Source organism: uncultured Rothia sp. (assembly GCF_916715725.1).
GTDB lineage: Bacteria > Actinomycetota > Actinomycetes > Actinomycetales > Micrococcaceae > Rothia.
In genome coordinates this window covers 1-12,481 of the sequence record NZ_CAKAPD010000013.1, presented here as the reverse complement: position 1 = coordinate 12,481, position 12,481 = coordinate 1, and the positions used below count along the sequence as shown (strand labels likewise).

Below are 12,481 nucleotides of genomic sequence, written 5' to 3'. Positions count from 1 at the left end.
GGCATTGAAGGATGCTGGGGCTGAGTGATAGTTTGTGGCGTCCGGGTGGCTGCCTGTGTCCTCTGCGGGCCCGGTGTGGGGTGCGGTGGGTGCACGGGCAGCTACCCGGGTTGGGCGTTGTGTGCTGCTTTAGCGGCGGGCAAAACGCTCAAGTTTGGAGGTGAGGGGTGCCAGTAGTGCGTTGGCTTCCTTGACGCGGAAGATTTGTATACCGGCGAGGTATGCCAGTCCCATGACGGTGCCGCATACGGCGAGGGTGATGATTGCGGTGAGCTTAGATGCCCAGGCGAATCCGTCGAGCTGGTAGCCGCCGAGCAGCCAGAGTGCAATGGCAGCGATTCCGCCGGCGAAGAGGGATGCGAGGGTGGTGCGGGCGTAGGTGCTGACGATGCCGCGCTGGCCGTAGTAGCCGAGGCGGCGGCGGACCATGTGGTGGCTGATGAACAGGATCAGGATATTGTGCACCGGGTAGATGAACGCGAGCATGTACACGGTGTACTGGGCGTCGAGCAGGGATGCTGCGAAGCTCATGATGACCATGATGATGGCGGAGTACACCTGGATTCGGAAGGGGGTGCGTGCGTCTTCGCGGGCGTAGAGTACGCGGCTGTAGAGGTAGTTGATGGTGAGGGTGGGGGTGCCGAGCGCGGTGATGACGATGAGCTTGGCGATGATGGTTGCTGCGATGGGGTCGCCGCCGCTGAAGAGTACGGCGACGGGGCCTGCGAGTACCATGAGTGCGACCATGCAGAAGACGGTGGCTACGGCTGCGTTGCGCAGGCCGTGGGAGAGTGCGTAGATGACGCTGTCGCTGTCGTCGGCGATGGCGGAGGCGCTCATGCGGTTGAAGAGCACGGTGGCGATGGAGATGCCGATGACACCGTGCGGGAGCATGTACAGCATGGAGGCGTAGTTGAGTGCCTGCAGGCCGGGGATTTGGATGCCGAGGGCGGCGTAGTGTTCGCGCTGACCGACGATGCCTGCGGCGACCTTGGTCATGTAGAGGAATGCGAGGTTGGAGATGATGCCGGAGGCGAGGGTCCAGGCGGCGAGCTTGGAGGCTGCGCGCAGGCCGATGCCTCGCCATGCGAAGTCGGGCTTGAGGCGCAGGCCGAGTTTGCGTAGGGGGATGAACAGGACGAGTGCCTGCATGATGACGCCGAAGGTGGAGGAACCGGCGAGCACGAGGGTTTGTGCGTTGGTCCAGTTGTCTACGGTGTGAATCGGGTTGGGGTTGGGGGTTTGTGCGCCGAAGAGGAAGATGAACAGGATCAGCGACAGGATGGTGATGACGTTGTTGAGTACGGGCGACCACATATAGGCGCCGAATGCGTCTTTGGCGTTGAGGACCTGTCCGATGACGGTGTAGAGGCCGTAGAAGAAGATTTGGGGTAGGCACCAGAGGGCGAAGATGAAGCCGAGCTGTCGTTGTTCGGGACTCCATCCTGAGCCCATGATGCTGATGATGGGCCAGGCGCAGGCGACGGTGATAAGGGTGATGAGGCCGATTGCGGTGACGGTGAGGGTGACGAGTTTGGAGATATATCGTGCGCCGCCGTCTTGTGCTTTGGCTGCCTTGATGATTTGCGGTACGAGGACTGCGTTGAACACTCCGCCTGCTACGAGGACGTAGATGAGGTTGGGTAGGGTGTTGGCGGTTTCGAAGACGTCGCCGACGGTTGAGAGTGAGCCGATGGCTACGGTGAGCAGGATGGTCTTGACGAATCCGAGGATGCGCGAGACGAGGGTGCCTGCTGCCATGATTGCGCTTGAGCGGGCGTCGTTACGTGCCACGTATGTCTCTCCTGTTTCGGCGGGTGATTGCTTCTTTTAGTTTTTGGGGCTCTATTTAACGGGTGTTTAGAGCTGGGTGGTGATGTATTCGCGCGCACTGCGGGCGATGTGTTGTTCGTTGGCGAATGAGAGGCGGGTGGGGAGCTCTTCGAGGGGGACCCATGCGACGTCGATTGCTTCGTGGTCGGGGTCGTTGTCGATGCTCAGTTCGCCGCCGGTTGCTGCGAAGAGGTAGTGGTGCACGGTTTTGTGGATGCGCGTGCCGTTGGAGGTGAACCAGTAGGCGATGGTGCCGAGGGAGGCTACGGGGTAGCCGGTGATTCCGGTTTCTTCGCTGATTTCGCGTTGTGCGGCTTCGACGGTGGTTTCGCCGTGTTCGATGTGGCCTTTGGGTAGGCACCATTCGCGTTGTCCGTTGCGGTTGATGCGGGCGATGATGGCTACGGGTAGCTGTTCGGGTCGGTCGAAGTCGATGATGAGCCCGCCTGCGGAGACTTCTTCGGGGGCGGGTACCGCTCGCGCGGGCGCGGTGAAGCGCGTTTTGGGGGCGCGGGGTACGGGAATGCTCATGGTTCTACCTTAACCGATAGGCTGAGGTTTTTGTGCCTCGCTTTGGGGTGAGATAGCTGTCTTTGGTGGGGTGTTGTGGGTGTGGGGTGGGCGCGTGGGTGGTTTTTCTGGCACGATTAAAGGATTATGTCGCTGATTATTGATGTTGTGTCGAAGTACCCGGATGCCGCCGAGCTGGGAGAACTGTACCGTGCGGCGGGTTTTGAGCTGTACTTGGTGGGCGGTATTGTCCGCGACAATCTGCTGGATGATGGCGGCCATTTCACTGATTTTGATTTGACGACGGATGCTACTCCGGAGCAGAGCGAGCAGATTCTGCGTGGGTGGGGTGAGCATACGTGGGATATCGGTAAGGAGTACGGCACGATTAGTGCGCGTAAGAATGGCGTGGTGTATGAGGTGACCACGTACCGTGCTGAGGTGTATGTTTCGGATTCGCGTAAGCCGACGGTTGAGTTCGGCACGGATTTGAGCGCTGATTTGGTGCGTCGTGATTTCACGATTAATGCGATGGCGGCGGCTTTGCCTAGTGGTGAGGTTGTTGACTTGTTTGGTGGCGTTGAGGATTTGCGTGCGGGTGTTTTGCGTACTCCGCGCTCGCCGGAGGAGTCTTTTTCTGAGGATCCGCTGCGTATGATGCGTGCGGCTCGTTTTGCTGCGCGTTTTAATCTTGAGGTTGCCCCGGAGGTTTTCGAGGCGATGCGTGAGATGGCTGGCCGTATTGAGATTATTTCGGCTGAGCGTGTGCGTGATGAGCTGGTGAAGCTGATTGAGGCAGATTATCCGCGGGTGGGTTTGAACCTGCTGGTGGATACGGGTCTGGCGGATTATGTGTTGCCGGAGCTTCCTGCGTTGCGTATGGAGATGGATCCGGCGCATCACCATAAGGATGTGTATGCGCATTCGTTGAAGGTGATGGAGCAGGCGATGGAGAAGGAGACGGACGAGGATGGTCCGTGTCCGGCTCCTGATTTTATTCTGCGTTTTGCGGCGTTGATGCACGATATTGGTAAGCCGAAGACTCGTAAGTTTGAGAAGGACGGCTCTGTCTCGTTCCTGCACCATGAGGTGGTGGGCGCGAAGATGGTGAAGAAGCGTATGCGTGCGCTGCGTTTTGATAATGACACGATTAAGGCTGTGGCTCGTCTGGTGGAGCTGCATATGCGGTTCTATGGTTACCGTGAGTCGGGTTGGACTGATTCTGCGGTGCGCCGCTACGTGCGTGATGCGGGGGATCAGCTGGAGCGCCTGCACCGGGTTTCCCGCTCCGATGTGACGACTCGTAATCGTCGCTTGTCGCGCTCGCTGGCTGAGGCGTATGACGATTTGGAGCGTCGTATTGCTGAGTTGGCTGCTCAGGAGGAGCTGGATTCGATCCGTCCGGATCTGGATGGCGGTCAGATTATGCAGATTCTTGGTATTGCGCCGGGCCCGGTGGTGGGTGAGGCGTATAAGTTCTTGTTGAATTTGCGTCTGGATGAGGGTTCGCTTCCTGAGGAGGAGGCGAAGGCTCGTCTGGTGCAGTGGTGGGAGCAGCGTCGGGAGGTGTAGCTTCTGCGGTTTTCGGTACCGCATCGCATGGTTGAGGTCACGCGGTGCGGTACTGTTCTATCTGCTTTTTCTCGTGTATTGTTAAGAAATCTATGCGTGTTCCCCACCCGGTGTGCTTCACGTGTAGAGCACAATGAATCTCCTGCTATGGAAATCCCATAGCCGTTTAGCCCAAAGGAGGGGTTTAATCATGCGTGCATATGAACTGATGGTTATCCTCAGCCCCGAGGTTGAGGACCGTGCGGTTGAGCCGTCGCTGTCCAAGTTCCTCGAGATCGTGACCAACGAGGGTGGTTCCGTCGACAACGTCGACATCTGGGGCCGTCGTCGCCTGGCATACGAGATCCAGAAGAAGTCTGAGGGTATCTACGCAGTGGTGAACTTCACCTCTACCCCTGAGACCGCAGCTGAGCTCGATCGTGTTCTGAACCTGAACGAGTCCGTCATGCGTACCAAGATCATCCGCCCGGAGGATCAGAAGATCTCCAGCAAGTAGTTGTTTCTTTCCGGTCGGCTGACCCCCTAAAAATGTCAGGGGGTTGCGCTGTACTGGATTCAACATACTTGTAACTCTTATCGAGGAGGCATCAAATGGCAGGCGATACCGTTATTACCGTTATTGGTAATCTGACTGGCGATCCGGAGCTTCGTTACACCCCTGCGGGTGCGGCGGTTGCTAATTTCACGATCGCATCGACTCCGCGTACTTTTAACCGCCAGACGAACCAGTGGGAGGATGGGGAGACCCTGTTCCTGCGTGCGTCGGTGTGGCGTGGTTACGCTGAGAATGTTGCAGAGACTCTGAAGAAGGGTACTCAGGTTATCGCGCAGGGCCGTCTGAAGTCTCGCTCGTACGAGACCAAGGAAGGCGAGCGTCGTACTTCGTTTGAGCTTGAGGTCGAGGAGATCGGCCCGACTCTGCGTTTTGCTACTGCTCAGGTGACTCGCGCACAGCGTTCTGCCGGAGGTAATAACTTCGGTGGCGGTGCGCAGGGTGGCTTTGGCGGTGGCGCTGGGTACAACGCTGCTGCTCAGGGCGGTTTCTCCGCTCCTCAGCAGAACAATTTTGCTGCTGCTCAGGGTAATGGTTACTCTGGCCAGTCTGGCTACTCCGCTCCGGCTGCTCCGGCGGCCCCCGCAGCTCCTGCTGCTGATCCGTGGAGTTCTCAGTCTGGTGGTAACTATGACTGGGGTAGCGGCGCCGACGACGAACCTCCGTTCTAAGCCGGTTTCGTTTTCCGAATAGTAATTTATCAATCCATCCCGCGGTTATCCGCCGCGGGCTCCCAACTCTAAGGAGCACCACGATGGCTAAGGCTGAAATCCGTAAGCCCAAACCCAAGCAGAACCCCCTCAAGGCTGCTGACGTCACCGTTATCGACTACAAGGACGTCGCACTTCTGCGCAAGTTCATCTCCGACCGCGGCAAGATCCGCGCTCGCCGCGTGACTGGCGTGACCGTTCAGGAGCAGCGCAAGATCGCTCAGGCTATTAAGAACGCCCGCGAAGTTGCACTGCTGCCCTACTCCGGCGCTGGCCGCTAAAGAGAAGGAGAGACAGTAACATGGCTAAGATCATTCTGACTCAGGAAGTTTCCGGCCTCGGTGCAGCTGGCGATGTTGTCACCGTTAAGGACGGTTACGCACGTAACTACCTGCTGCCCCGCGGCTTCGCCGTGACCTGGACCCAGGGTGGCGAGAAGCAGGTTGAGTCCATCCGCGCCGCTCGTGCGGCTCGTGCTAAGGCTTCTCTGGAAGAGGCTCAGGCAATTGCTGCGTCCCTGGCTGCTAAGCCGGTTGTCGTTGCACACAAGGCTGGCGCTGACGGCCGCCTGTTCGGCACCGTCAAGGCTGAGGCTATTGCTGAGGCTATTGAGGCTGCTGGCATTGGCTCCGTTGACAAGCGCACCATCCACCTGGGTTCCGCTATCAAGCGCACCGGTGAGTACAAGGTGACTGTCCGCCTGCACGCTGACGTTGTTGCTAACGTTGTCCTGGACGTCGTTGCTGCTGCGTAAGTAGATTTTTAGATATTTGACGCTGGTGCTTTGATGCTGCGGCGTTGAGTGTCGGACGGGGTGTCCCTCTTCGTGAGGGGCACCCCGTTTGTTGTATTCGCTCCTGTACATGTTTCACGTGAAACATTGTTTTTGAGAGGTTGAGAATAGGGGTAGGGCAGTAGAAGGATTGGTGGCTAGAGCGGTTGCGACTGCGAAGTACGCCAATTGACCCCGTAGACTGGTAGACATGGCTCGATCTTTTTCACGTTTGTCTTCTAGCGCGCAGCTTCTGTCCACGGGCGTGGTGTTGGAGTGCGTCAATTTGCTGCTGTGCGCTCTAGCGGTTATCCCATTTGCGGACGCTAATGTCGCTACTGCTCTTCTGCTTCTTTTGCTGGTGGTTGGCGGCCTTGCATCCAGTGTTGCGCTGGTGTGCGCGCTGGTGGGTCTGGTGAAGTTCCGTCAGTACCGCGTGGCTAATATTTGCTTGGCGGTTATTTCTGTAGTGGCTAACCCGTTGGTGCTGCTGGGGCTGTATATGGCGGCTTATTAGCCCGGTTTAGAGTCCGCAAACTGCACAATATCAAAGCTCTCAGGGTTCTGTTGGTTTTCTCCCAGCTTGTTTCCAGCGAAATTCAATCCTCCCATAAGGTTGGGGGTGTTTACTATAAGTGTTGGTTCGAGAGGACTGCGATGTGAATGTGTGTGTTTCGTGTAGTGGGGTCGCCCGCTAGCGAAAGAAGGATGGCAAGGCAAAAGCGCCTTGCCTTTCTTCTTTTAACGCGACATGTAGTTTCCGCGTGAAATCCGGGGTACTGCACCCCGATTTTGAAGAAAAATCTATTCCCAGCTTTCTTACAGCTTTAACCTACAGGGAATAAAGGTTTACGCGTAATACTTTATATAGATGGTTCGAGAGGGCCATCAGAAAGTTGGACTTTCCTTGCGGAAGTGGCTCTGATTTTCGTATGTATGTGTGTGTGATGAGACTGGGGTTGGACCGAGAGGTCCAGCTCCAGTTTCTGTTTAATCTCTAGGATGTGCAGCAAGGGTGGCTGTAGTGGTGTTGCGGCATGCTGTAATAAAGGGCAACCACACTTCTATATAACGTCATATTTCCTTTCTTGGGGTGGCGGGTCTAGAATTAGGGAAGATAAATTTTGCATATTAAATACAAGTATTGAGGAGTTGTCTTCCGTGTCTAAGACCCCTTCCGTTCCCGGTACCGACCGCCCCGCCGAAAAGGCGGCAGGTCACTGGCTACTGGCTCAGCTGGGCAAGAAGGTTCTGCGCCCCGGCGGCCGCGAGACCACCAATTGGCTGCTGGCTCGTGCTCTGGGTGGCGACATTGACGTCGTGGAGTTTGCGCCGGGCCTGGGTATTACCGCCCTGGAGATTGTGAAGCGTTCCCCCAAGAGCTACACCGGTGTGGATCTTGATCCCAAGGCTGCTGAAATCGTGTCCGAGCGTATTGGTGCGTCGACTAAGCCGAACTACCGTGTAGTGAACGCTAGCGCCCAGGAGACCGGTCTGCCCTCGGAAAGCTACGACGCCGTGGTGGGCGAGGCGATGCTGACCATGCAGACCGATAAGCACAAGCTGGAGATTATGCGTGAGGCGGCTCGTCTGCTGCGTCCGGGCGGCTACTACGCTATTCACGAGATGTCGCTGGTTCCCGATTATCTGCGCCCCGAGCTGAAGGAAGAGATTCAGAAGGACCTGGCGCGCACGATCCGTGTGAATGCCCGCCCGCTGACTGTTGCCGAGTGGACTGCCCTGGCGGAAGAGGCTGGCTTTGAGGTGCTGGATGTGTACCAGACCGATATGGCTCTGCTGGAGCCGAAGCGTCTGCTGGCTGATGAGGGTCCCGCTGGCGTTGCGAAGATTGCGTTCAACCTGGCGCGTAAGCCGCAGATTCGTGAGCGTGTGCTGGGTATGCGTGGTGTGTTCCGCCGTCACGCTGACCATATTGGCGCTATCGGTCTGATTCTGCGTAAGAAGTAAGACAGAATCACACCGCAAAGCTTATACAGCGAAACGGAGCCCCAGTATTCCTCTCTATCCGAGGGAATACTGGGGCTCCGTTTTACACTGGTGAGGTTATGAGTCGCAGATTCGGCTCAGTCACGTGTGCGCCTACCGGAGTTTGTTATGAGCCGTATTCTTTTCTCTCCCGAAAGCTTCAATATGGGTGAAACCACGCGCTGCATTGAGATAGCGCGTGTGGCTCGGGAGCGAGGTCATACGGTCTTGTTCCATGTGTATTCCCCTAAGTACTTGGGACTGCTGGAAAATGCGGGGCTTCCTGTGCATCTTCGCGAGCCAATTATGAGCGATGCTGAGGCGGAGCAGATTATGGCGCTGGATCAGGGTAGGGGAGTGCGGCATCCTTTCACGACCGATATGGTGCGTCGGCGGGTCAACGCTGAGCTTGAGGCTATTCGTGACTTTAGCGCGGACGCTGTGGTGATTGGTTCTAACCTGACGATGCTGCTGTCTGCGCGTATTGCGGGTGTCCCTATTTTCTATGCGCGCCCGTACGCTTACTCGTCGACGTATTTTTCGAAGAAACCTGTAGGTGGCGAGCTTGCGGCACCGGGGTGGTTGCGGGCGGTGGCGCGGGTGTTGTCGTATAAGCCGGCTTCTTTTACCCGTGTGGCACGTGAGCATGGGCTTAGGCTTCCTCGCCGTACTGTGGATATGCTCAGCGCCGATGTGAATCTTATCTGTTCTCTGTTTACGCAGCTGCGTGGGGATTCTTTGGTAGAACCCGATGTTAGTGTGGGTCCTATTTATTACCGTGCGCCCGGTGAACTGCCGCAGATTGTTCGCGAGCCCAGGGAGCGGCCACGGATTTACGTGGGAATGGGCTCATCTGGCTCTGCAGATATTTTGGTGCAGGTGCTACAGCAACTGTCAGCCGCTCCGGTGGATGTGCTGGTCGGCGGCGGGGTGCTGCTCTCGGATACCAGTATGCTGGGCAGTAACATCCATTTCGCCGGGACTGTTCCGGCGCATCTGCTCGCCGGTCATATTGACGCCTCGATAACGCACGGCGGTGAGGGAACGGTACAGACGGCGTGCCTGGCGGGTGTGCCGTTTGCCGGTATTGCGATGCAGGCGGAGCAGAGCTGGAATATTGAGGAGTGCGTGCGCTACGGTAACGCCCTGCGCTTTACTAAGAATGATGTGCGCCGCGGCAATGTGCGCGATATTTTGGACCGTCTGCTCAGCGATGAGGGCATGCGCGCTAGGGCGCGGCAGCTGAGTGAGGCAATGCGCACTATGGATGGCGCGGCGCTCGCCGTTGAGAAGATTGAGGATTATCTCCGAGCTCCCCGTTAGGCGTGTATGGGTTTCGCATGTGCCTTCGTGAGAAACTAGCATAGGAGTTCTGCAGAAATTGTTTCTGGAACGTCGTAGATATCGGATTGAAACGCGAGGATAAGCATGTCTGAAACTGCCATTGATTATGGTTCCCGCACTATGCCCCATGATGATGTGGCTGAGCAGTCGGTGCTCGGTGGCATGCTGCTGTCGAAGGACGCTATTGCGGATGTGGTTGAGAGCCTGCGTGCGTCTGATTTCTATAAGCCGGCGCACGAGACGATTTATGAGGCGATTCTTTCTCTCTACGGTCACGGTAGCCCTGCGGATGCGATTACGGTTGCTGATGAGCTGAAGAAGCGCGGCGAGCTGACTCGTGTGGGCGGCGCGTCCTATATTCATACGCTGATTGCGTCGGTTCCGACTGCTGCTAACGCTCAGTATTACGCTGAGATTGTTAAGGAGCACGCGATTATGCGCCGCCTGATTGAGGCGGGTACGAAGATCGCTCAGCTGGGTTACGCCAATGAGACTGAGGTCGATACTTTGGTCGATCAGGCGCAGGCTGAGATTTATGCGGTGACTGATGGTAACGCGAAGGAAGATTATGTATCTTTCTCTGAGGCGTTGGAGGAGACCATCAATGAGATTGATGCGAACTCGAACCGCCCCGATGGCGTGTACGGTGTGCCGACTGACTTTATTGAGTTTGATGAGCTGACCGGTGGTCTGCACGGTGGCCAGATGATTGTTATTGCGGCTCGTCCGGGTGTTGGTAAGTCGACTTTGGCTCTTGATATTGCTCGTTCTGCGGCTATTCATCATCAGATGACGACTGTGTTTTTCTCGCTGGAGATGAGTCGTACTGAGTTGGCGATGCGTATTCTCTCTGCGGAGGGCAAGATTTCGATGGGTCGTCTGAAGAAGGGTGACCTGGATACTGAGGGCTGGACGAACCTGGCGACTCTGCAGGGTCGTATTGATTCTGCGCCTCTCTTTATTGATGATTCGCCGAATATGACTCTGATGGAGATTCGCGCGAAGTGCCGTCGCCTCAAGCAGCGTAATGATTTGAAGCTTGTGGTGCTGGACTACCTGCAGCTCATGAGTTCGGGTAAGAAGGTTGAGTCGCGTCAGCAGGAGGTTTCGGAGTTCTCTCGTAGCCTGAAGCTGTTGGCTAAGGAGCTGGATGTTCCGGTGATTGCGCTGTCTCAGTTGAACCGTGGTTCGGAGCAGCGTACTGATAAGCGTCCGATGGTTTCGGATCTGCGTGAGTCGGGTTCTATTGAGCAGGATGCGGATATGGTGATTCTGCTGCATCGTGAGGATATGTATAACCCGGATAGTGAACGCGTGGGTGAGGCGGACATGATTATTGCTAAGCACCGTGGTGGTCCGACTCGTACTATCCCGTTGGCGTTTAGCGGTAAGTACTCGCGCTTCAACAATATGGCGAATGAGGCGCCTCCCCAGTACTAACCAGTTCGGTACTATGCTTTAGCGCTCTATGTGCCCCTCTTCTTCTATTCCTTGCCGAACGGAAGGGGAGGGGCTTTTTGTACCTATAGGTATGGGCGCCCAGGCGCATGGTTAGGAATCAAGCGCAGGGCATGGGAATAGGGGCTGCAGAGGGGCTCTAGAGGGCATTCTGTGAGGGTTTGAGTGGTTTCTTCTGCGTTTATGAGGTTTTTTGGAAGTTTTTTGAAGATTTTTTGCTACCCTTAAAACACTCTGACTAGGCGATTTAGTGTCTGAGAGGGTGTTTGAGACCCTTTCAAGGCCCTTTTTGTGTGCTACTTCACCCTTTTTCGGGTTGCAGGGCTGTTTGGGCATCTGTATAGTTGTATGAGTCGCCGCGGCGAGGAGGAAAAAACGAAGAGCTTCTTCGGTGTTTCTCCTAGTCAGAAGCGGTTTGACAGGCTTTCAATTGTATAGTGTTTTGGTTTCTTGCTTGAAGGAATTTCGGGTTGCCAGTTGGTGATGTTGGAAGAGTTTAGGAAAGAAACATTGTGGTGCGAATCACGGAAAACGGATTTGCACGACACACAAAACGCTGGTATAGTTGATTGAGTTGCCGCGGGAACGCGGTAACACAACGAAATAACATGAATGACCGTTCAACGGTAAGACATCCTTCGATTGAAGGGGTCAAGGTGTTGAATCGGTGTGTTGCTTGAGAACTCAATAGTGTGCTTTGTTCAATAAAATCACCAAATATGGTGATGGAAACTGAAACTAATACCAAATATTTATTTATTTGATAATCATCAAATGGTTTCAAAAAAGTCAGCTTGAGTCACGCACCCCCGTGTGTGATTCGCTGTTTGAGATCAGGTTATCGAACTTTTCTATTTTTTCAACGGAGAGTTTGATTCTGGCTCAGGACGAACGCTGGCGGCGTGCTTAACACATGCAAGTCGAACGATGAAGCCTAGCTTGCTAGGTGGATTAGTGGCGAACGGGTGAGTAATACGTGAGTAACCTACCTTTAACTCTGGGATAAGCCTGGGAAACTGGGTCTAATACCGGATACGACCAATCTCCGCATGGGGTGTTGGTGGAAAGCGTTATGTAGTGGTTATAGATGGGCTCACGGCCTATCAGCTTGTTGGTGAGGTAACGGCTCACCAAGGCGACGACGGGTAGCCGGCCTGAGAGGGTGACCGGCCACACTGGGACTGAGACACGGCCCAGACTCCTACGGGAGGCAGCAGTGGGGAATATTGCACAATGGGCGCAAGCCTGATGCAGCGACGCCGCGTGAGGGATGACGGCCTTCGGGTTGTAAACCTCTGTTAGCAGGGAAGAAGAGAGATTGACGGTACCTGCAGAGAAAGCGCCGGCTAACTACGTGCCAGCAGCCGCGGTAATACGTAGGGCGCGAGCGTTGTCCGGAATTATTGGGCGTAAAGAGCTTGTAGGCGGTTTGTCGCGTCTGCTGTGAAAGGCCGGGGCTTAACCCCGTGTATTGCAGTGGGTACGGGCAGACTAGAGTGCAGTAGGGGAGACTGGAATTCCTGGTGTAGCGGTGGAATGCGCAGATATCAGGAGGAACACCGATGGCGAAGGCAGGTCTCTGGGCTGTAACTGACGCTGAGAAGCGAAAGCATGGGGAGCGAACAGGATTAGATACCCTGGTAGTCCATGCCGTAAACGTTGGGCACTAGGTGTGGGGGACATTCCACGTTTTCCGCGCCGTAGCTAACGCATTAAGTGCCCCGCCTGGGGAGTACGGCCGCA

General features: G+C 55.9%; 11 protein-coding genes and 1 rRNA gene. 10 read left to right on the top strand and 2 right to left on the bottom strand.

The annotated features are described in order from the left end of the window. Positions 1-129: 129 nt before the first annotated feature. Positions 130-1,794 carry a murein biosynthesis integral membrane protein MurJ gene (gene murJ / locus QZ822_RS07475; RefSeq protein ID WP_200963540.1) on the bottom strand — a complete coding sequence of 555 codons (1,665 nt, stop codon included), beginning with the start codon at positions 1,792-1,794 and terminating at the stop codon, positions 130-132. 66 nt (positions 1,795-1,860) lie between these two features. After that, positions 1,861-2,364: an NUDIX hydrolase gene (locus QZ822_RS07470; RefSeq protein ID WP_005504058.1), complete on the bottom strand. Its 504-nt coding sequence runs from the start codon at positions 2,362-2,364 to the stop codon at positions 1,861-1,863. 126 nt (positions 2,365-2,490) lie between these two features. Here QZ822_RS07470 and QZ822_RS07465 point away from each other — a divergent pair, with 126 nt between their 5' ends. The 10 genes from QZ822_RS07465 to QZ822_RS07420 all read left to right on the top strand — a co-directional run. Next, on the top strand, positions 2,491-3,915 hold the full coding sequence (locus QZ822_RS07465; RefSeq protein WP_294643701.1) for a CCA tRNA nucleotidyltransferase: 1,425 nt from the start codon (positions 2,491-2,493) through the stop codon (positions 3,913-3,915). A gap of 190 nt (positions 3,916-4,105) precedes the next feature. Next, the gene (gene rpsF / locus QZ822_RS07460; RefSeq protein ID WP_005504056.1) at positions 4,106-4,411 is read left to right on the top strand and encodes a 30S ribosomal protein S6; all 306 of its coding nucleotides are present in this window, start codon (positions 4,106-4,108) and stop codon (positions 4,409-4,411) included. 95 nt (positions 4,412-4,506) lie between these two features. Continuing rightward, on the top strand, positions 4,507-5,139 hold the full coding sequence (locus QZ822_RS07455) for a single-stranded DNA-binding protein (protein WP_005504055.1): 633 nt from the start codon (positions 4,507-4,509) through the stop codon (positions 5,137-5,139). An 83-nt stretch (positions 5,140-5,222) separates the two neighbouring features. Next, positions 5,223-5,459 (top strand): 30S ribosomal protein S18, encoded by a 237-nt coding sequence (gene rpsR, locus QZ822_RS07450; RefSeq protein ID WP_004005948.1) that lies wholly within the window; start codon positions 5,223-5,225, stop codon positions 5,457-5,459. A gap of 20 nt (positions 5,460-5,479) precedes the next feature. After that, entirely contained in the window at positions 5,480-5,932 is a 453-nt protein-coding gene (gene rplI / locus QZ822_RS07445) for a 50S ribosomal protein L9 (RefSeq protein WP_005504050.1), read from the top strand. A 229-nt stretch (positions 5,933-6,161) separates the two neighbouring features. Continuing rightward, complete coding sequence (locus QZ822_RS07440) at positions 6,162-6,467, top strand: hypothetical protein (protein WP_044142258.1); 306 nt, start codon at positions 6,162-6,164, stop codon at positions 6,465-6,467. Between the two features lie 644 nt (positions 6,468-7,111). Beyond that, positions 7,112-7,918 (top strand): class I SAM-dependent methyltransferase, encoded by an 807-nt coding sequence (locus QZ822_RS07435; RefSeq protein ID WP_294643699.1) that lies wholly within the window; start codon positions 7,112-7,114, stop codon positions 7,916-7,918. A gap of 324 nt (positions 7,919-8,242) precedes the next feature. Beyond that, positions 8,243-9,259, top strand: a complete 1,017-nt coding sequence (locus tag QZ822_RS07430; RefSeq protein WP_294643697.1) for a glycosyltransferase — start codon at positions 8,243-8,245, stop codon at positions 9,257-9,259. Positions 9,260-9,364: 105 nt separating this feature from the next. Then, positions 9,365-10,720: a replicative DNA helicase gene (gene dnaB / locus QZ822_RS07425; protein WP_005504033.1), complete on the top strand. Its 1,356-nt coding sequence runs from the start codon at positions 9,365-9,367 to the stop codon at positions 10,718-10,720. An 877-nt stretch (positions 10,721-11,597) separates the two neighbouring features. Beyond that, positions 11,598-12,481 (top strand): 16S ribosomal RNA (locus QZ822_RS07420); the annotation flags it as partial.

Bases quoted from the DNA above. Each gene is read 5' to 3' on its own strand.
- dnaB (WP_005504033.1), top strand. From the start codon at position 9,365: ATGTCTGAAACTGCCATTGATTATGGTTCCCGCACTATGCCCCATGAT.
- rpsR (WP_004005948.1), top strand. From the start codon at position 5,223: ATGGCTAAGGCTGAAATCCGTAAGCCCAAACCCAAGCAGAACCCCCTC.
- QZ822_RS07440 (WP_044142258.1), top strand. From the start codon at position 6,162: ATGGCTCGATCTTTTTCACGTTTGTCTTCTAGCGCGCAGCTTCTGTCC.
- QZ822_RS07470 (WP_005504058.1), bottom strand. From the start codon at position 2,364: ATGAGCATTCCCGTACCCCGCGCCCCCAAAACGCGCTTCACCGCGCCC.
- QZ822_RS07455 (WP_005504055.1), top strand. From the start codon at position 4,507: ATGGCAGGCGATACCGTTATTACCGTTATTGGTAATCTGACTGGCGAT.
- rplI (WP_005504050.1), top strand. From the start codon at position 5,480: ATGGCTAAGATCATTCTGACTCAGGAAGTTTCCGGCCTCGGTGCAGCT.
- QZ822_RS07430 (WP_294643697.1), top strand. From the start codon at position 8,243: ATGAGCGATGCTGAGGCGGAGCAGATTATGGCGCTGGATCAGGGTAGG.
- rpsF (WP_005504056.1), top strand. From the start codon at position 4,106: ATGCGTGCATATGAACTGATGGTTATCCTCAGCCCCGAGGTTGAGGAC.
- QZ822_RS07465 (WP_294643701.1), top strand. From the start codon at position 2,491: ATGTCGCTGATTATTGATGTTGTGTCGAAGTACCCGGATGCCGCCGAG.